Annotated in this window: 19 protein-coding genes; 17 read left to right on the top strand and 2 right to left on the bottom strand. The window is 55.0% G+C overall.

The window, feature by feature from the left end; translation table 11 throughout:
* Nucleotides 1-5: 5 nt before the first annotated feature.
* The 9 genes from fabG to ptsG all read left to right on the top strand — a co-directional run bounded on the left by fabG (nucleotide 6) and on the right by ptsG (nucleotide 8,528).
* The gene (gene fabG, locus F3I20_RS03820) at nucleotides 6-740 is read left to right on the top strand and encodes a 3-oxoacyl-ACP reductase FabG (RefSeq protein ID WP_150009721.1); all 735 of its coding nucleotides are present in this window, start codon (nucleotides 6-8) and stop codon (nucleotides 738-740) included.
* A 154-nt stretch (nucleotides 741-894) separates the two neighbouring features.
* A complete protein-coding gene (acpP, locus tag F3I20_RS03815) occupies nucleotides 895-1,131 on the top strand; it encodes an acyl carrier protein (protein ID WP_003849865.1) in 237 nt (78 codons plus the stop codon).
* Between the two features lie 85 nt (nucleotides 1,132-1,216).
* The gene (fabF, locus tag F3I20_RS03810; protein WP_150009719.1) at nucleotides 1,217-2,458 is read left to right on the top strand and encodes a beta-ketoacyl-ACP synthase II; all 1,242 of its coding nucleotides are present in this window, start codon (nucleotides 1,217-1,219) and stop codon (nucleotides 2,456-2,458) included.
* 91 nt (nucleotides 2,459-2,549) lie between these two features.
* Complete coding sequence (gene pabC, locus F3I20_RS03805) at nucleotides 2,550-3,365, top strand: aminodeoxychorismate lyase (RefSeq protein ID WP_150037755.1); 816 nt, start codon at nucleotides 2,550-2,552, stop codon at nucleotides 3,363-3,365.
* The gene (yceG, locus tag F3I20_RS03800) at nucleotides 3,362-4,381 is read left to right on the top strand and encodes a cell division protein YceG (RefSeq protein ID WP_150037756.1); all 1,020 of its coding nucleotides are present in this window, start codon (nucleotides 3,362-3,364) and stop codon (nucleotides 4,379-4,381) included. The genes pabC and yceG overlap by 4 nt, the downstream gene beginning before the upstream one ends.
* Nucleotides 4,371-5,003 (top strand): dTMP kinase, encoded by a 633-nt coding sequence (gene tmk, locus F3I20_RS03795; RefSeq protein WP_150037757.1) that lies wholly within the window; start codon nucleotides 4,371-4,373, stop codon nucleotides 5,001-5,003. The genes yceG and tmk overlap by 11 nt, the downstream gene beginning before the upstream one ends.
* A complete protein-coding gene (holB, locus tag F3I20_RS03790) occupies nucleotides 5,003-5,992 on the top strand; it encodes a DNA polymerase III subunit delta' (RefSeq protein ID WP_150009711.1) in 990 nt (329 codons plus the stop codon). The genes tmk and holB overlap by 1 nt, the downstream gene beginning before the upstream one ends.
* An 18-nt stretch (nucleotides 5,993-6,010) precedes the next feature.
* Entirely contained in the window at nucleotides 6,011-6,802 is a 792-nt protein-coding gene (locus F3I20_RS03785) for a metal-dependent hydrolase (protein WP_150009709.1), read from the top strand.
* A 289-nt stretch (nucleotides 6,803-7,091) separates the two neighbouring features.
* Complete coding sequence (gene ptsG / locus F3I20_RS03780; protein WP_150009707.1) at nucleotides 7,092-8,528, top strand: PTS glucose transporter subunit IIBC; 1,437 nt, start codon at nucleotides 7,092-7,094, stop codon at nucleotides 8,526-8,528.
* A 53-nt stretch (nucleotides 8,529-8,581) separates the two neighbouring features.
* Here ptsG and bglB read toward each other — a convergent pair whose 3' ends face one another.
* Together bglB and F3I20_RS03770 are read right to left on the bottom strand one after the other, a co-directional pair.
* Nucleotides 8,582-9,721 (bottom strand): beta-galactosidase BglB, encoded by a 1,140-nt coding sequence (gene bglB, locus F3I20_RS03775; RefSeq protein ID WP_150009705.1) that lies wholly within the window; start codon nucleotides 9,719-9,721, stop codon nucleotides 8,582-8,584.
* Between the two features lie 3 nt (nucleotides 9,722-9,724).
* A complete protein-coding gene (locus tag F3I20_RS03770) occupies nucleotides 9,725-11,323 on the bottom strand; it encodes an MFS transporter (protein WP_150037758.1) in 1,599 nt (532 codons plus the stop codon).
* 360 nt (nucleotides 11,324-11,683) lie between these two features.
* Between F3I20_RS03770 and hinT the strand changes: the two genes are divergently transcribed.
* The 8 genes from hinT to F3I20_RS03730 all read left to right on the top strand — a co-directional run bounded on the left by hinT (nucleotide 11,684) and on the right by F3I20_RS03730 (nucleotide 19,277).
* Complete coding sequence (gene hinT, locus F3I20_RS03765; RefSeq protein ID WP_013357465.1) at nucleotides 11,684-12,034, top strand: purine nucleoside phosphoramidase; 351 nt, start codon at nucleotides 11,684-11,686, stop codon at nucleotides 12,032-12,034.
* Between the two features lie 20 nt (nucleotides 12,035-12,054).
* A complete protein-coding gene (locus tag F3I20_RS03760; RefSeq protein ID WP_150059907.1) occupies nucleotides 12,055-12,423 on the top strand; it encodes a YcfL family putative periplasmic lipoprotein in 369 nt (122 codons plus the stop codon).
* An 11-nt stretch (nucleotides 12,424-12,434) separates the two neighbouring features.
* Nucleotides 12,435-13,034 (top strand): penicillin-binding protein activator LpoB, encoded by a 600-nt coding sequence (gene lpoB, locus F3I20_RS03755; protein WP_150009701.1) that lies wholly within the window; start codon nucleotides 12,435-12,437, stop codon nucleotides 13,032-13,034.
* Between the two features lie 16 nt (nucleotides 13,035-13,050).
* Nucleotides 13,051-13,833: a thiamine kinase gene (gene thiK / locus F3I20_RS03750; protein WP_150037764.1), complete on the top strand. Its 783-nt coding sequence runs from the start codon at nucleotides 13,051-13,053 to the stop codon at nucleotides 13,831-13,833.
* Between the two features lie 39 nt (nucleotides 13,834-13,872).
* Nucleotides 13,873-14,913, top strand: a complete 1,041-nt coding sequence (gene nagZ / locus F3I20_RS03745; RefSeq protein ID WP_150037759.1) for a beta-N-acetylhexosaminidase — start codon at nucleotides 13,873-13,875, stop codon at nucleotides 14,911-14,913.
* Nucleotides 14,914-14,953: 40 nt separating this feature from the next.
* Entirely contained in the window at nucleotides 14,954-15,496 is a 543-nt protein-coding gene (ycfP, locus tag F3I20_RS03740; protein WP_150009697.1) for an alpha/beta hydrolase YcfP, read from the top strand.
* Between the two features lie 212 nt (nucleotides 15,497-15,708).
* The gene (locus F3I20_RS03735; RefSeq protein ID WP_150009695.1) at nucleotides 15,709-17,013 is read left to right on the top strand and encodes an NAD(P)/FAD-dependent oxidoreductase; all 1,305 of its coding nucleotides are present in this window, start codon (nucleotides 15,709-15,711) and stop codon (nucleotides 17,011-17,013) included.
* Between the two features lie 545 nt (nucleotides 17,014-17,558).
* The gene (locus tag F3I20_RS03730) at nucleotides 17,559-19,277 is read left to right on the top strand and encodes a ShlB/FhaC/HecB family hemolysin secretion/activation protein (RefSeq protein ID WP_150037760.1); all 1,719 of its coding nucleotides are present in this window, start codon (nucleotides 17,559-17,561) and stop codon (nucleotides 19,275-19,277) included.
* The last annotated feature ends 13 nt before the right edge of the window (nucleotides 19,278-19,290 follow it).

Genomic DNA, 19,290 nt, shown 5'->3' with positions numbered 1-19,290 from the left:
AAATCATGAGCTTTGAAGGTAAAGTTGCGCTGGTTACCGGCGCGAGTCGCGGCATTGGTCGTGCGATTGCAGAAACACTGGCGGCACGTGGTGCGAAAGTGGTAGGAACTGCAACCAGCCAGAGTGGCGCCGACGCCATCAGTGCTTACCTTGGCGACAAGGGTAAAGGCCTGTTACTGAACGTGACTGACGCTGATTCAATTAACAGCGTTTTAGAGAATATTCGCGCTGAATTTGGCGAAGTGGATATTTTAGTCAATAATGCAGGCATTACGCGTGATAATCTTCTCATGCGCATGAAGGACGATGAGTGGCAGGATATCCTGGATACTAACCTCACATCGGTATTCCGCCTTTCTAAGGCGGTCCTGCGTGCCATGATGAAAAAGCGCGTGGGCCGTATCATCACCATTGGTTCCGTTGTTGGCACCATGGGTAACGCGGGCCAGGCAAACTACGCAGCAGCAAAGGCAGGTTTGATTGGTTTTAGCAAATCACTGGCGCGCGAAATCGCGTCACGTGGCATTACCGTCAACGTCGTGGCTCCAGGCTTTATTGAGACTGACATGACGCGGGCACTGAACGAAGATCAACGTTCCGGTATTTTGGCGGAAGTCCCTGCGGGTCGCTTAGGCGAAGCGCAGGAAATCGCCAATGCTGTGGCATTTTTAGCCTCTGACGAAGCAGCCTACATCACAGGTGAAACGCTGCACGTCAATGGCGGAATGTACATGGTTTGATAAATCACGAAATCATTTGCTTTATTTGCGGTTAAAACCGCAAAATAACGCAAAATCGTGGTTCGACCAGCCGGGATTTTGTTGCATCTTTTTCACCATTTTATACACTACGAAAACCATCGCGTAAGCGAGTTTTGATAGGAAATTAAATAGTATGAGCGATATCGAACAACGCGTTAAGAAAATCATCAGTGAGCAGCTGGGTGTGAAAGAGGAAGAAGTCACCAACTCTGCATCTTTCGTAGAAGACCTGGGTGCCGATTCTCTTGATACCGTTGAGCTGGTGATGGCTCTGGAAGAAGAGTTTGATACTGAGATTCCAGACGAAGAAGCTGAGAAAATCACTACCGTTCAGGCAGCGATCGACTACATCAATAGCCATAAAGGCTAATGAATATCTTCAGGCGGTCGCTCGACCGCCTGATTTTTTTGTTTGTCCCACATAGTTCCCTATTTCCCCTCCCTGGAGGACGAACGTGTCTAAGCGTCGTGTAGTTGTGACTGGTCTTGGCATGTTGTCTCCTGTCGGCAATACCGTAGAGTCTACCTGGAGTGCTCTCCTTGCCGGTCAGAGCGGCATTACCCTGATCGACCATTTTGATACCAGTGCTTATGCAACCCGTTTTGCAGGCCTGGTAAGAGATTTTAATTGTGATGACTACATCTCGCGCAAAGATCAGCGCAAGATGGATGCCTTCATCCAGTACGGCATTGTGGCCGGTATGCAGGCCATGCAGGACAGCGGTCTGGTTATTACCGAAGAAAATGCAAGCCGTATGGGCGCAGCAATTGGCTCCGGCATCGGTGGCTTAGGTCTGATTGAAGAGAATCATACCTCACTGGTCAACGGTGGCCCGCGTAAAATCAGCCCATTCTTTGTGCCTTCAACCATCGTTAACATGGTGGCGGGTCATCTTAGCATCATGTATGGCCTGAAAGGTCCAAGCATCTCTATCGCGACAGCCTGTACTTCTGGTGTGCATAACATCGGTCATGCCGCACGTATCATCGCCTATAACGATGCTGACGTGATGCTGGCGGGTGGCACAGAGAAGGCCAGTACGCCATTAGGTGTCGGTGGTTTTGGTGCAGCACGCGCTCTCTCAACCCGTAACGATAACCCGCAAGCGGCCAGCCGCCCGTGGGATAAAGATCGTGACGGTTTTGTGCTGGGTGACGGCGCTGGCATTGTGGTACTCGAAGAGTACGAACATGCGAAGAAACGTGGTGCGGAAATCTACGCAGAAATCGTAGGTTTTGGTATGAGCAGTGATGCCTACCACATGACTTCACCACCAGAAGATGGTTCAGGTGCCGCAGCGGCAATGATCAATGCGCTGCGTGATGCTCAGCTTACGCCAGAGCAGATTGGCTACGTCAACGCGCACGGTACTTCCACGCCAGCCGGTGATAAAGCGGAAGCGCAGGCGGTGAAATCGGTCTTCGGGGCAGCAGCCAGCAGTGTCATGGTTAGCTCAACCAAATCAATGACCGGACATTTACTGGGTGCCGCAGGCGCTGTTGAATCAATTTACTCGATTCTGGCACTGCGCGACCAGGCCGTTCCACCGACCATTAACCTGGATAACCCGGATGAGGGCTGCGATCTCGACTTCGTGCCGCACACCGCGCGTCAGGTTCCTGGACTGGAGTACACCCTGTGTAACTCCTTCGGTTTCGGCGGAACCAACGGTTCGTTGATCTTCCGTAAAGTGTAATCGTTGCAGATTGCTAAAAAGGCCCGCGATGCGGGCCTTTTTTTATCCTGCAGAATGCGCTGAAATCACGTCTCACGCTCAGGAGAGAACGATGTGGATTAACGGAGTTAAACAATCGACGCTGGCTGCCAGCGACCGCGGCCTGCAGTTCGGCGATGGCTGCTTTACTACCGCCGCCGTGTGTCAGGGTAAAATCCTGCTGCTGGAGAGTCATATGCAGCGCCTCAAAGCGGGCTGCGAGCGGTTATGGATCGGCGGTGTCGACTGGGATCAGCTTGAGGCTGAGATGAGACAGGCCGCGCATGATCAGGCGCAGGCGGTGCTGAAAGTGATTATCAGTGCCGGCAGCGGCGGACGGGGTTATAGCCGCCCTGTCTGTGGTGAACCCTCGCGCATCGTCTCATTAGCGCCCTGGCCGCAACACTATGCCGGGTTACAACAGCATGGTGCTTCACTCCGGCTGAGTCCGATTCGTCTGGCGCGAAACCCGCAGTTTGCGGGTATCAAGCACCTTAACCGACTGGAGCAGGTGATGATTCGGGCTCATCTTGACCAGACAGACGCTGACGAGGCGCTGGTGCTTGACACTGAAGGTTGGGTGGTGGAATGCTGTGCGGCCAATTTATTCTGGCGGCAGGGCGGGCAAATTTTTACGCCTGATGTCTCCGCGTCAGGCGTGGATGGCATTATGCGGCGAAGTCTGATGGCGCAACTTGCAGCAGCAGGTCAGGCTTGTCAGGTGATAAAAAGCGCACCGGCACAGCTGCTGGCCGCTGATGAAGTGGTGATATGTAACGCGCTGATGCCGGTTCTGCCGGTCCGACAGATAGAAGCCGTACAGTTTACTGAGCGCTCGCTGTTTAATCAGTTGCACGCAGGCTGTAAAAAGATAATGGATGCATCATGATTCGAAGCAAAAAAATTCTCGTCAGCCTGCTGGCGATTGTGGGTCTTGCGGCTGTGCTGAGTTACTGGCAGGTTAAGCAGTTTGCCGCTACCCCGTTGACCATTAAGCAGGAAACAATCTTCACATTGCCAGCCGGTACGGGCCGGGTCGCGCTCCAGGCGCAGTTGGAAGAGAAAAACATCATTCCTCACAGTATCTGGTTTGGCGCGCTGCTGCGGCTGGAGCCGGAGCTGGCGACCTTTAAAGCGGGCACCTATCGCCTTGAACCGGCCATGACCGTACGCTCGCTGTTACAGCTGCTGGCGAGTGGTAAAGAGGCGCAGTTCCCGGTACGGTTTGTGGAGGGGCAGCGGCTGAAAGAGTGGCTCAGCGAGCTGCGTAAAGCGCCCTATATCCGCCACACTCTGAAAGATGATCAGTTCGCCACTCTTGCCAGCGCACTCAACGTGGAGCCTGAGCAACTGGAGGGCAACTTCTTCCCGGACACGTATCTCTACACCGCCAACACGACCGATATGGCGCTGCTGCAACGCGCGCATGATCGGATGAAGAAAACCATCGATGAGGTGTGGCAGGGACGGGCGGATAATCTGCCGTACAAAACGCCACAGGATCTGGTGACCATGGCCTCGATCATCGAGAAAGAGACCGGCGTCAGCGAAGAGCGCGCGCGCGTGGCCTCGGTGTTTATCAATCGCCTGCGCACAGGTATGCGTTTGCAGACTGATCCCACGGTGATCTACGGCATGGGTGACAGCTATAACGGTACGCTGACCCGCAAAGATCTTGAGACGGCCAGCGCGTACAATACCTATATCATTAATGGTCTGCCGCCGGGACCGATCGCGATGCCGGGCAAAGCCTCACTGCAGGCAGCGGCCCATCCCGAGAAAACTAACTATCTCTACTTTGTTGCAGACGGCAAGGGCGGGCATACGTTTACCACCAATCTCGCCAGCCATAATAAGGCGGTGCAGGTCTACCGGCAGACGCTGAAGGAAAAAAATGAACAGTAAGTTTATCGTCATCGAAGGCCTGGAAGGCGCTGGAAAAACCACCGCACGCGACGCCATCGTCGCTACGCTGCGCGCTCGTGGCATCAGTGATCTGGTTTATACCCGTGAGCCTGGCGGTACGCCGCTGGCAGAACAGCTCCGGGTTTTGGTTAAGCAGGGCATTGAGGGTGAGCAGGTGACGGATAAAGCCGAACTGCTGATGCTCTATGCCGCGCGGGTTCAGCTGGTAGAGACGGTGATTAAACCGGCGCTGGCTCGCGGTGCCTGGGTAATCGGCGATCGTCACGATCTCTCCTCTCAGGCTTATCAGGGGGGTGGCCGTGGTCTTGACAGCGGACTGATGCAGACGCTGCGCGATGCGGTCCTGGGTGATTTCCGTCCCGATCTGACGCTCTATCTTGATGTCACGCCTGAAATCGGTCTGCAGCGCGCCCGTGCGCGCGGTGAGCTGGACCGCATCGAGCAGGAGTCGCTGCGCTTCTTTGAACGTACCCGTACACGTTATCTGGCGCTGGCCGCAGACGATCCCACTATCCTGACCATCGATGCCACTCAGTCGCTGACAGAGGTGACAGTGTCACTTCAGGTGGCGCTGGACCGCTGGCTGGCGGAGCAGGCGTGATGAACTGGTATCCGTGGCTGAATCAGCCTTATCGCCAGGTGATTGGCCAGCATCAGGAGAATCGCGCGCATCATGCGCTGTTGATCCAGGCGATGGCTGGGATGGGCGATGACGCGCTGGTCTGGGGGATAAGCCGCTGGCTGATGTGCCAGCAGCCGGATGGACTGAAAAGTTGCGGAGCGTGCCACGGTTGCCAGCTGATGCAGGCCAATACTCACCCTGACTGGTATCGGTTAGAGGCGGAGAAGGGCAAAAGTACCCTGGGCATCGATGCAGTGCGGCAGGTGACAGAAAAAATGTATCATTTTGGCCAGCAGGGCGGCGCGAAAGTGGTCTGGCTGCCGGATGCAGCACAGCTTTCGGAAGCGGCCGCTAACGCCCTGCTGAAAACGCTGGAAGAGCCGCCAGCCAACAGCTGGTTCTTCCTCAGCAGCCGCGATCCGTCACGTCTGCTGGCCACACTGCGCAGCCGCTGTATGACGCTGCATCTGACGCCGCCCGATGAGGGACAAAGCCTGCTCTGGCTGAAGAAACAGTCCTCGCAGGATGAACAGATGCTGCTGGCGGCGCTACGCCTGAGCGCAGGCGCGCCTGGCGCGGCGCTGAGCCTGCTGGAAAACGGGCCGTGGCAGGCGCGGCAAAAACTTTGCGATGCGCTGCCTGCGGCGTTGCAGCAGGACATCCTGCAACTATTACCTGCGCTGAATGCTGACGATGCGGCAGCACGTATCGGCTGGCTGCTCTCTTTACTGCTGGATGCGATGAAATGGCAGCAAAATGCAGGTCAGTGGCTGAGTAATATTGACCGCCAGGATGTGGTACAGCTGCTGGCCGGATATTTTTCAGCCAGCGCGCTCAACAGCAGTACTCTGGCATGGATGCGCTGTCGCGAGCAGTTACTGCAAGTGGCGTCAGTGAATCGCGAATTATTACTGACCGATCAGCTTCTGAGCTGGGCGGACAAACAGAAGCCCGCGCTGATCGGTTAAACCTATCTGAGAGTAATTATGTTTATTGTAGATTCCCATTGCCATCTCGATGGCCTGGATTATGAAAAGAACCATCGTGACCTTGATGATGTGATCGCTAAAGCGGCGGCACGTGATGTGAAATTTATGCTGGCCATCGCCACCACGTTGCCGGGTTTCCATACCCTGAAAAACCTGGTCGGCGATCGGAAAAATATTGCTCTCTCCTGCGGCGTGCATCCGCTGAATCAGGAAGAGGCCTATGACGTTGAAGAGTTTCGCCGGCTCTCTGCCGATCCTCAGGTGGTAGCGCTCGGTGAAACCGGGCTGGATTATCACTATCAGCCAGAGACCAAAGATCAGCAGCAGCGCTCGTTCCGGGAACATATCCGAACCGGGATTGCGCTCAATAAACCGATTATCGTCCACACGCGTGATGCGCGTGAAGATACGCTGGCGATTCTGCGTGAAGAGCAGGTTGAACGCTGTGGCGGCGTGCTGCACTGTTTCACTGAGGATCAGCCCACCGCTGCTAAGCTGCTCGATATGGGCTTTTATATCTCCTTTTCCGGTATCGTTACATTCCGTAATGCAGAACAGTTACGCGAAGCTGCGCGTTATGTGCCGCTGGACCGGATGCTGGTGGAAACGGATTCACCTTATCTGGCACCCGTGCCGTATCGTGGCAAAGAGAATCAGCCTGCTTATACACGCGATGTTGCCGATTACCTGGCGGTTCTGAAAGGTGTCGATGTGGAAACGCTGGCTGCCGCCACCACGCAAAACTTCTCAACGCTGTTCCATATCCCGATGAGCCAGCTCGGCGCATAACCGGCTTTTATTTCAGCCTCTGTAATTAATCTGTAACCTGCCTGTATGACCCTGTTTTTTCAGACAGGGTCAGCTTTTTATCGTCAATTACCGATGCACATCAGTGAGAAATTTCGTAAAGTGCGCCCTTGTGATTGTCGAAACGTGATAGCCATCAAAGTAACAAAACGGGATTTATTTTACCCTTCGTAATAAATCAAAAGGCGGTCACCGCCAGCCCGGTAAAGAATCCTCCCTCTTTGCCACGCGCACTGCGCAAATATGCACTCATACTCAGGAGCTTCACGCTATGTTCAAAAATGCTTTTGCCAACCTTCAAAAGGTCGGTAAATCGCTGATGCTGCCGGTATCGGTTCTGCCGATTGCCGGTATTTTGTTAGGGGTCGGTTCAGCCAATTTCAGCTGGTTACCTGCAGTGGTTTCGCATGTAATGGCAGAAGCGGGTGGATCGGTGTTCGCCAACATGCCGCTGATTTTTGCTATCGGTGTGGCACTGGGCTTTACCAATAACGATGGCGTTTCGGCGCTGGCAGCAGTGGTTGCCTATGGCATCATGGTGAAAACCCTGGCGGTGGTTGCGCCGCTGGTGCTGCATATGCCTGCGGCAGAGATCGAGGCTAAACACCTCGCCGACACCGGCGTTCTGGGCGGTATTATCGCGGGCTCCATCGCCGCTTATATGTTCAACCGCTTCTATCGCATTAAGCTGCCGGAATATCTGGGCTTCTTTGCCGGTAAACGCTTTGTGCCAATTATCTCCGGTCTGGCCGCTATCATTCTCGGCGTGCTGCTCTCCTTTATCTGGCCACCGATTGGTTCCGCGATTCAGGAATTCTCACAGTGGGCGGCCTATCAGAACCCGGTTGTCGCCTTTGGTATTTATGGTGTAATCGAACGTGCACTGGTGCCGTTTGGTCTGCATCACATCTGGAACGTTCCTTTCCAGATGCAGATTGGTGAATACACCAATGCGGCAGGTCAGGTGTTCCACGGTGATATCCCACGCTACATGGCGGGTGACCCGACAGCAGGCAAACTCTCTGGCGGCTTCCTGTTCAAAATGTACGGTCTGCCAGCGGCAGCGATTGCTATCTGGCACTCAGCGAAGCCTGAAAATCGCGCTAAAGTGGGCGGTATTATGATCTCCGCCGCGCTGACCGCATTCCTGACCGGTATCACCGAACCGATTGAATTCTCATTCATGTTCGTCGCACCGATCCTGTATGTGATCCATGCGCTACTGGCAGGTCTGGCATTCCCAATCTGTATCCTGCTTGGTATGCGTGATGGCACCAGCTTCTCACACGGTCTTATCGACTTTATCGTGCTGAGCGGCAACAGCAGCAAAATCTGGCTGTTCCCGATTGTCGGTATCATCTATGGCCTGATTTACTACACCGTGTTCCGTGTGCTGATCGCCAAACTGGATCTGAAAACACCTGGCCGTGAAGAGAGCAGCAGCAGCGAGCAATCTACCGCGACCGGTACAGAGATGGCGGGCAAGCTGGTGGCGGCGTTTGGTGGTAAAGAGAACATCACTAACCTGGATGCCTGTATCACCCGTTTGCGCGTCAGCGTCGCCGATGTCGCGAAAGTGGATCAGACTGAACTGAAAAACCTCGGCGCTCGTGGCGTAGTGGTTGCCGGTTCCGGCGTTCAGGCAATTTTCGGGACTAAATCTGACAACCTGAAAACCGATATGGATGATTACATCCGCAGCATGTAATGATTCAGAGTAATGAAAAAGCCCCGCTAAGCGGGGCTTTTTTTTGGCACGTGTTACAGGTAAACGCGCAGATACTCAGTCAGGCAGAGCAGGGCCATTGCCTGACCGTAGGGCATCGAGGTGAGAGGAACCGTGCGGTAGTAGTCCAGGTCACTGCCCATCGCGGTACCAAAAGAAACCTGTTTCAGCTCGCCATCGTCATCGATATTCGCAATCACGCCGCGCAACGCTTTTTCCGCTACCTCCCGGTATTCAGCAGGGAGATAGCGCTTGCGAACCCCTTTCAGAATGCCATAGGCAAATCCTGCCGTGGCGGAGGCTTCCGGGTAGCTGTCTGGATCATCAAGCAGAGTGTGCCACAAGCCGCTGCTGTGCTGACAGGCCTTGAGCGCTTTGACCTGGGTTTCCAGCACCTGCTGCAGGAAGCGGCGGGTAGCGTGATGCTCAGGCCAGTTCATCATCTCCAGGAAGTCAGGAATCACAATCGTTACCCAGCTGTTGCCACGCGCCCAGCGTGCATCAGCAAAGTTATGACGGCCATCGAAGTTCCAGCCGTGGAACCATAAGCCGGTTTCGCGATCCATCAGATACTGGGTGTGCAGCAGGAACTGATAGCTCGCTTCTTCCACCCACTCGTCGCGTTTCAGCAACTGACCGATTTTGGCCAGCGCCATTACGCTCATCATCAGCGTATCGTCCCAGAGCTGCTGACTGTTTTCATTGTTATAGACGATGTGCTGCAGGCCGCCCTGTTCGGTGCGCGGCATTTCATACATCACCCACTCAGCCCAGCGCTCAAGCACCGGCACCCAGGCCGGGTTACCGGTCTCTTCATAACGGTAAGCCAGCGTCAGAAAAGGACAAACGGTATTCACATTTTTGGTCGGCGTTCCTTCTGCCAGACGCTCAGTAAACCACTCATCAATGATCGCCAGCGTCTGCTGGTCGCCGGTTTGCTGATAGTAGTGCAACATGCCATACAGACCGATGCCATGTGTCCATTCCCAACCCGCCCAGCCTTTGGTATCAATCACCCGGCCATCGTCCAGCCGCAATAAAAATTCGCCTGTCTCATCGGTGATGTTAACCAGATTTTGTGTCAGCTTTTGAATCAGCTGTACCAGTTCGCTGCGTGGCAGCAGATGCTCAGGTTGGCACAATAATTTGCTGTGTTTAACGGGAAATACAGTCATGGTTTATTCCTGTCGTTTTAAGGTCGAGTTTATAGGAGGGTGTAAAGAGGGGTGCGCGGACAATTTTTCCGGTGCTGGCTTATTCCGGTTAAGAAAGCCAATGTTGTTGTTGCCCCACAGATTTTCGTAAGGCATGCCAGCCAGTGTTTCAACGATTCCGCGTGCTTCCGGGGTGATGCTTTCCGGCACGATGCGGTCCGCTTCGCGCATTTTCAGCGTTTCCTGGCGCAGGACAGTATGGGTCTGTAGATTAAGTTTAAAGCGCAGTGACACGATAAAGCCGCAGGCCAGAACGGCTACTGTACCGATACTCAGGATCGCCAGGATAGTGTGGCTGACGCCGGGTACCTGGGTTGCCTGACCAGAGACAAAACCAGAGAGCTGCAGCACGATACCGACCAGCATGACGGCACCCGCCTGCGACGCTTTACGCGTCAGCGTCATAATGCCAGCAAAAATGCCTTCACGGCGCTGACCGGTGATGGCCTCATCGACATCCGCGATATAGGTGTAGGTGTTCCATGGCACATAGTTAATGCCGCCACGTCCCAGACCGGCCAGGGCAGAAATGACTAACAGCAGTGACATGTTGTCATTCATGCCGGCATACCACAGTCCGGCATAGGAGAGTGCTGCCACACCAAACAGGATAGCCACCAGACGGTAGGCAGGTGCAGGCCCCATGCGGATACAGAGCGGGATCATCGCCATCACAGCAATAAACTGCAGCACTGCCATGGTACCCATCAGGCTGGAGGCAACCTGAGCACTCTGCATCAGCACAAACACCACATACCAGGTAAAGACGGCATTAAAAACATCCTGGGCGATATAGCCACCGAGGTACATGCCAAGGTGCTGGCGGAAGATGCGAATACGTAAAGTTGAGGCCAGCTCAACGTACAGCCGTTTAAGATTCTGCATCAGCGTCAGCTGCTGTTTTTCCTGCTCAGCACGCCGCGACTCGGCAGAGAAATCATCCGGGTGACGTTCCCAGGTAAAGCACCACACCAGCGTCAGCACCAGTGCGCAGATTACCGAGAACACCATGCTGGCGTAGAAAAAGGAGTCGGGATTATCTTTGCCCAGCATACCCAGTAAAATGCCGGGTAAAAATGCGGCCAGTATGGCTGAGAGCTGCGCCAGACCAATACGCGCACCGGAGAACCGGGTTTTCTGTTTGAAATCGTCAGTCATTTCCGGTACCAGCGTTTCATAAGGCACGAGGATCATGGTGTAGACGATATCAAACAGCAGGTAAGTGCAGAGATACCACCAGAAGTTCATGTCGCTGACCCACATCAGGCTATAACTGAATACACAGGGTATGCCGAGCAGGATAAAAAATTTGCGGCGGCCAAAGCGTTTGCCCAGCCAGGTTGAGCCAAAGTTGTCGGTAATAAAGCCCATGAGTGGGCTGACCACGGCATCCAGCACGCGAGCGGTAGCAAAGATCAAGGTGGCCTGAATCGGGGTTAATCCACAGAAGGTGGTATAAAAATAGAGCAACCAGGCGGCTGTGAGTGCCGTGGTGCCTGCTCCGAGAAAATCTCCGGAACCATAGGCCAGATAGTGGCCAAGACCAATTTTACGTGAGCGCATAGCTGATGCTCCTTGATGTTATATGGCGGTATATCCCTGGTGATGCCGGACTTCTCACCCGGACTGATTAGCAAAGTAGAGCTGACAGGGCGGCTAAACCTTCGCAATTTGGCTAACGCCCGGGCTGAAGTGGCAGCCATATAAAGAAAAGGGTGGCGAAATTCTAATTTATAAAACAGCGTTTCATTTTACTGGTATGGCATGCGCCTTGTGGACACCAGGAATGCTGTTCAGGTGACAGAGGAGAGGGGCTACTGGAAAGGCAGGTGAACAATGCAAGAAAAGTGGTACTGAGGTTGAAAGAAAACAAATTTCTCCCGCATACTGATTGATTACGACTCAGGCTCAAGGAATTGCACCATGGCTGAAGAAACCATTTTTAGTAAAATTATCCGTCGCGAAATCCCCGCTGATGTGGTTTATCAGGATGAACTGGTTACGGCTTTCCGCGATATTTCGCCTAAAGCACCGACCCATATTTTAATCGTGCCAAATGTGCTGATCCCAACGGTCAACGAGGCGGAAGCGGCCCATGAGCATGCGCTGGGACGCATGTTTACCACCGCAGCGAAAATCGCCCGTCAGGAAGGGATCGATCAGAATGGTTATCGGCTGATTGTGAACTGCAATCAACATGGTGGTCAGGAGGTCTATCACATCCATATGCATCTGCTGGGCGGCGAACCGCTGGGCCCGATGCTCTCTGACTGACCTGATAACGGAAAAATGCTATGCGATCCTGGCTGACTGGCCTGCCGATCCTGCTCTGCCTGACGGCCTGCAGCAGTGAAAAACCGATGATCAATACCTCACAGTCGCTGGTGATGGAGTCTTCTGTGCTGTCAGCAGGGATCATTACCGATGAACCGACGCTGGATGAGAACGATGGACTGAAACGTGCTACCAGCGTGCTCTATAATCAGCGCGAAACACCGGTCGTTGTGCACTATCGTTATTACTGGTATGACGACAAAGGTCTGGAAATCACTCCGCAGGAACCGGCGCAGACCGTTACCTTTCCGGCGCAGGGCAGTATTGTCGCCACCTCGCAGCTGGGTAACCTGACTGCCAGCAAGGTTCGTCTTTATCTCTATCTTTAAGGATTTTCTACGTGATACGCAGTGTTAATCGTACCGGAGCGCTTCTGATGGCGCTCATACTGACCGGCTGTGTCGTGAAACAGCAGCAGCCCGCCACGGTTGAACCGACCCAGCCAGCAGAGCCGGTGCAGCCTGTTCCGCAACCTGAGCCGGTGCCACAACCGCAGCCTCAGCCTGTGCCACAGCCACCGAAGCTGGTCACTATCAACTGGGATGCCAGTGTACAGCCGCTGGTGGCGCAGATGCTGCAGGCGACCAGCGCCGAGCCAGGCAGCGTGCTGCTGGTTGACCGCATCAAAAACAGCACCAATGGCGCGCTGCAAAGCGAGAAAGCCACAGCGGCTATCCAGAATGCGCTGAACAACAATGGCAAATTCACACTGGTTTCTGCCGATCAACTGGCTCAGGCCAAACAGACGCTGGGATTATCACCGGATGACAGCCTGAACTCGCGCAGTAAAGCGATTGGTCTGGCACGCAACGTTAACGCGCAGTATGTGCTTTACAGCAATGCACGCGGCGATGTGAAAGCGCCGACCCTGCAGATGCAGCTGATGCTGGTGCAGACCGGCGAAATCATCTGGTCCGGTAACGGCATTGCACAGCATTGATTCCGCGTTTTCGCGGATGATTCGTCAGGTCACCGGCGAGCCAGAGAGAACGACATCGCTTCCGCTCGCCGGGCTGACCGGGCACAGTCAGAAAATTGTCAGCCCGCGTGGTCTCTTTGTCGCGCGGGCGGCACCTCAGCCGTCGATTCCCTTTGTTGACCGGCAGCGCGAGTATCGTCTGTTACGAAAACTGCGCGCCAGCGGACTGGTCCCCCAGCCTGTTGCAGGCCATCGACAGGGGAATGTGCTGAGCTGGTGTCCTGGCGAGGCGCTGGATGAACAGCGCTTCAGCCAGCAGCGTCCGCAGGTTGTTACTCTGCTGCAACAGCTGCACCAGCAGCCGTTGACCGGCTATCGTCTGTCGCTACTGCCGCTGCTTTGGCGGTACTGGCAGCAGGTTCCACAGCGCAATCATCGCTGGCTGCGGGCGCTCCGGCGGCTGACGCAGCGGGGCGAACCTCAGCCGCTGAGGCTGGCCCCCCTGCATATGGACGTGCATGCCGGGAATATTATCCAGGGCGAGACAGGGCTGCATCTGATTGATTGGGAATATGCCGCGGATGGTGATGTGGCGCTGGAGCTGGCCGCACTCTGCGCCAGCGATCCGCAAAACCAGGCCGACTGGCTGATGGACTACGCTGCGGCAATGCGGCTGCCGCCTGATGCCCTGGTTCAGCAGGTCAGACGCTGGCAGCCCTGGCTGCGGTTACTGATAGCGAGCTGGTATCAGCTGCGTGCCGCTCAGTGTGACGATGAAGCACTACAACAGATGGCTCGACAGAGCTGGCAACAGATTTAATCGCGTCACGCAGAGGCGTAACGCTACAGGATTCAGGTTATGAGATCACATTTACCCGGCCCACTGATGCTCGACGTTGAGGGTTATGAACTGGATGGCGAAGAGCGCGAGATCCTTAAGCATCCACTGGTCGGCGGCTTAATTTTATTTGCCCGAAACTATCACGACCCGGCCCAGCTGGCAGAGCTGGTGCGGCAGATCCGCGCGGCCTCTCACGCCAGGCTGGTGATTGCGGTGGACCAGGAGGGCGGTCGCGTGCAGCGTTTCCGTGACGGCTTTACCCAACTGCCCGCCATGCAATCTTTTGCGGCGCTTCACGATGCAGAAACCGCCGGTGAAATGGCGCAGCAGGCGGGCTGGCAGATGGCGGCCGAGATGATTGCCATGGATATCGATATCAGCTTTGCGCCGGTGCTCGACATTGGTCATATCAGTGCTGCGATTGGCGATCGTTCTTTCCATGCCGATCCGGCCATCGCGCTTGCTGTTGCCCGCCGCTTTATTGCGGGGATGCATGAGGCAGGCATGAAAACGACAGGTAAACATTTTCCGGGTCATGGCGCGGTCAGCGCTGATTCGCATAAAGAGACGCCACGCGATCCACGCGATGAAAAAACGCTGCGTGAGCACGACATGGCGATTTTCAGCAAGCTGATTACCGAGCAGGCCCTGGATGCGATTATGCCTGCACATGTCATCTACACCGACGCTGATCCGCTGCCCGCCAGTGGTTCGCCTTACTGGCTCAAAACCGTGTTGCGCGAGCAGCTGGGCTTCGACGGCGTGATTTTCTCCGACGATCTCTCGATGGAAGGAGCTGCGGTCATGGGCAGCTATCCTGAGCGGGCACAGCAGTCCCTCTCTGCAGGTTGCGACATTATCCTGGTCTGTAATCAGCGTCAGGGAGCTATCAGTGTGCTCGATAACCTGATCCCGGTCGGGTCAGAGCGGGTAACGCAGCTGTATCATCAGGGCAGATTGACCCGCGATGCGCTGCAGGCAACGTCTCGCTGGAAAGAGAATGCCCGGCAACTGAGTGCACTTCAGGAACGCTGGCTGGCTCATAAAGCGTCGTGGTAAGGAGGGATTGCCCGGCGCTATCGATACCTTGAGGATTAACATGATTATCTATCTGCACGGTTTTGATTCAAACAGTCCAGGCAATCACGAAAAAGTGCTGCAACTGCAGTTTATCGACCCTGACGTCAGGTTGATCAGTTACAGCACCCGCCATCCTAAACATGACATGCAGTTTCTGCTGAAAGAGACGGACAAAATGCTGACGCTGTCCGACGACGACCGTCCGCTGATTTGCGGCGTCGGGCTGGGCGGCTTCTGGTCAGAGCGCATCGGTTTTCTTTGCGGTATCCGGCAGGCAATCTTCAATCCCAACCTGTTTCCCCAGGAGAACATGGAAGGGAAGATCGACCGGCCAGAAGAGTATCAGGACATCGCCACCAAATGCGTCAGCGATTTTCGCGAACGTAATCGTGACCGCTGTCTGACCTTTCTCTCCCGTCAGGATGAGGCGCTGGACAGCCAGCGCACCGCCGATCAGCTGCATCCCTTCTATGAAATTGTCTGGGACGAGACCGAGGGGCATAAATTCAAAAATATATCCCCACACCTTCAACGGATAAAAGCTTTCAAAACATTAGGTTAAGTCAGGCAGGCACCGCAAGGTGCCTGTTTTCATTGCGTAATTCTCTGAGTTTTATTTTCCCGCTTTGATGTATATCAATATTCTTATGTTCTCCCCTTCCCGCCATGCTATTCTGCGAGCAGATAGCGATTTTAACTTCGCCAACCCTATGTTTCTTAAGGTTTAATTTAACCTTTGGTTAACTTTTGGTTCACAATTTGAGGGGGTCTTTGTTGACTACGTCTGTTAAGAGAATTGTTATTGTCGGAGGGGGAGCGGGCGGCCTGGAAATGGCAACGCAGCTGGGCCATAAACTGGGTCGTAAAAAGAAGGCCGAGATTATCCTGGTCGATCGCAACCACAGCCATCTTTGGAAGCCGCTGCTGCACGAGGTCGCTACCGGCTCGATGGATGAAGGCATTGATGCGCTGAGCTATCTTGCCCATGCCCGCAATCACGGTTTCGAATTCCAGTTGGGTTCGCTTACCGACATCGATCGCAGCCGCAAAGTGATCCGTCTGGCCGAAGTGCTTGATGCGCACGGTGAAGTGCTGGTGCCACAGCGCGAAGTCGCCTACGACCAGCTGGTCATGGCGCTGGGCAGCACCTCCAATGACTTCGGTACGCCTGGCGTGAAAGATCACTGCATCTTCCTGGATAACCCGCATCAGGCGCGTCGTTTCCATAATGAGATGCTTAACCTGTTCCTGAAATTCTCCGCCAGCGAAGGCAAGGTCGAAAAAGTCAACATCGCCATCGTGGGTGGCGGCGCAACGGGCGTTGAGCTTTCAGCGGAACTGCATAATGCGGTCAAACAGCTGCACAGCTACGGATTCAAAGGCCTGGGACGCGAAGCGCTGAATGTGACGCTGGTTGAAGCGGGTGAACGTATTCTGCCTGCACTGCCACCGCGCATCTCAGCTGCGGCGCATCAGGAGCTGACCAAACTGGGCGTGCGCGTTCTGACGCAGACTATGGTGACCAGCGCTGAGCAGAACGGCCTGAATACCAAAGGCGGTGAGTTTATTGAAGCCGATCTGATGGTCTGGGCGGCGGGCATTAAAGCACCGGACTTCCTGAAAGAGATTGGCGGACTGGAAACCAACCGCATCAATCAGCTGGTGGTGAAAGAAACACTGCAGACCACGCTGGATGATGACATCTACGCCATTGGCGACTGCGCCTCCTGCGCATTGCCAGGCGGCGGCTTTGTTCCGCCTCGTGCCCAGTCAGCGCACCAGATGGCCTCACGCGCAATGGACAATATCCTTGCTCAGCGCCAGGGCAAACCGCTGAAGGCTTATGTTTACAAAGATCATGGTTCGCTGGTGTCGCTCTCCCGCTTCAGTACGGTCGGCAGCCTGATGGGCAACCTGATGCGCGGTTCAATGATGGTGGAAGGGCGCATTGCGCGCTTTGTCTACATCTCACTTTATCGTATGCACCAGATCGCACTGCATGGCTACTTTAAAACCGGCCTGATGATGCTGGTCGGCAGCATCAACCGGGTTATCCGCCCGCGGCTTAAGCTGCACTAAGTACTGCACTTAATCTGGTAAAGGCTGAGCCTCCTCATTTCAGAGGGGGCTTTTTTATGCCCTGAAAAGAGGATGAGACCGATGCCGACAGCGGAAACAGACCTTCATCTCGCCAGCATTCATACATTGATTAACACGATTTAATGAATTTCCTGTGACGATCGCAGGCTGACAGGGAGGGGGGCTGGATTTGCGTGCCACCTTAAATAAGAGGTGAGTCCGGTTGGTCAGATTAAATCGTGAACCTTTTTTCCAGCGGGGCCGCAATCCATTTAGTCGTAAAGTCCGGGCCGCAGACTTCCTGCAGCTTACTGCGTCGACGAATTAATACGAGCTGATGCGTGCCTGAACAGGCCTCTGTCCCTGCTATAAGCGGATTTGTGGTAAGGGATGGTACGTTTTTAAGCGGGGTGCGCAGCTTGCTATTGTAAGTTTTATGTAAGTTTTTCTGCATTTTTTCTTGAGATTTAAGATTGCGGCGGCATAATGTGCCCAAAGTAAGCAGCTATATACATTTTGTAACATCTTAACCACATGGATAGGTTATGCGGCCCGATAAAAATGGACTTTTCACAGCGCTGGCACTTCTGCCCTGCGCGCTGCTGATCAACGCCCTGGCAGTACACACGGTGCAGGCGGCACCCGGTGATGAGCAATTGCAGCATCAGCAGGCGCAACAGAAAGCGCGTCAGCAGCGGCTGATGCCGCAGGTGCCTGATGTGCGTCTCTCAGAAACGGTTCCGTCACCATCCCGTCTTAAGTTTCCGCAGGAAACCCCCTGCTTTGTTATTCAGAAGGTCAGCCTGTCCGGGCAGGAAGCGCTGCCGCACTGGGTGCCTCTGCAACGTCTTGCCAGTCAGGCGAATGGTCACTGTCTGGGCGTAAAAGGGATTAGCCAGTTAATGGGCACGCTGCAAAACCGGCTGATTAATCACGGCTGGGTGACAACGCGCGTACTGGCTCCGCAGCAGGATCTGCGTCAGGGCGTTCTGCACCTGCTAATCGTACCTGGCAAAATTCGCAATGTGGAATTGTCACCTTCCTCATCCCGCTACGTCAGCCTGTGGCTTGCATTACCCGCCCATGCCGGCAATCTGCTGGATTTGCGGGATATCGAACAGGGGCTGGAGAACCTGCAGCGTCTGCCGACGGTAGAGGCGCACATGGCGCTGCGCCCTGGTCTCAATCCAGGTGAAAGTGACATTGTGATTGAACGTACGCAACGTCGTTTCTGGCGACTCGGCGCATGGCTGGATGACTCCGGCACCGAAAGTACCGGGCGTTACCAGAGCGGGATCATGCTGGCGCTGGATAATCCCACCTCCCTCAGCGATCTCTTCTACCTGACCGCCAGCCGCGACCTGGGATTTGCGGGCAGAAAAAGCAGCAAAAGCCTGTCGGGACACTACTCAGTACCTGTGGGCTACTGGCTGTTTGGCCTTACCGCCAGCGACTACGACTATCATCAGACGGTTGCCGGTTACAGCCGCGATTTTCTCTACGCCGGTAAGAGCCGATCGCTGGATGTTCAGGCCAGTCGGGTGATCTACCGCAATGCGACCGCCAGAACCACCGTCAGCGCTGATGTGCTGGTCAAAGCGTCACGCAACTTCATCAACGACACCGAAATTACCAGCCAGCAGCGTCGTACCAGCGCATGGCGACTCGGCCTGTCACACCGGCACTATATCGGCCCCGCCACGCTGGACGCCGGTGTCAGTTATCAGCGCGGCACGCGCTGGTTCGGCGCGCTGCCCGCCTGGGAGGAGTCGTATCAGGATTCCACCTATGCCACCGCGCTATCAAAAATTCTGACCTGGCAGGCGGGACTTACCACGCCGTTCACGCTGGGCAATCAGCATTTAAGTTACAACATCCAATATCGTCGCCAGATGAGCAACACCCCGCTGACTCCGCAGGATGAGTTCGCGATTGGCAACCGCTGGACCGTGCGCGGTTTTGATGGTGAACGCACCCTGAGTGCCAGCCGGGGCTGGACCGTTCAGAACACGCTGGCCTGGCAGACGCCGCTGCCTGCGCAGGAACTCTACCTGGGTGCCGACTATGGCGAGGTAGGGGGCAACAGTGCCTCACAGGGTGGGCCACTGGGTCGTCATCTGGCAGGTGGCGTCCTCGGGCTGCGCGGCGGCCTCACGCCCGCCGGTGTCAGTTACGACTTGTTTGCCGGAATGCCTTTGTCAAAACCGGACGGCTTCAAAACCGATCCTGTGACGTTTGGTTTCAGCGTGAACTGGAACTACTAAATCCTTTATCAAT

The sequence above is a fragment of the Candidatus Pantoea gossypiicola genome, from assembly GCF_008632075.1.
GTDB classification, from domain to species: domain Bacteria; phylum Pseudomonadota; class Gammaproteobacteria; order Enterobacterales; family Enterobacteriaceae; genus Pantoea; species Pantoea gossypiicola.
This window is presented reverse-complemented; position numbering and strand designations above follow the sequence as displayed.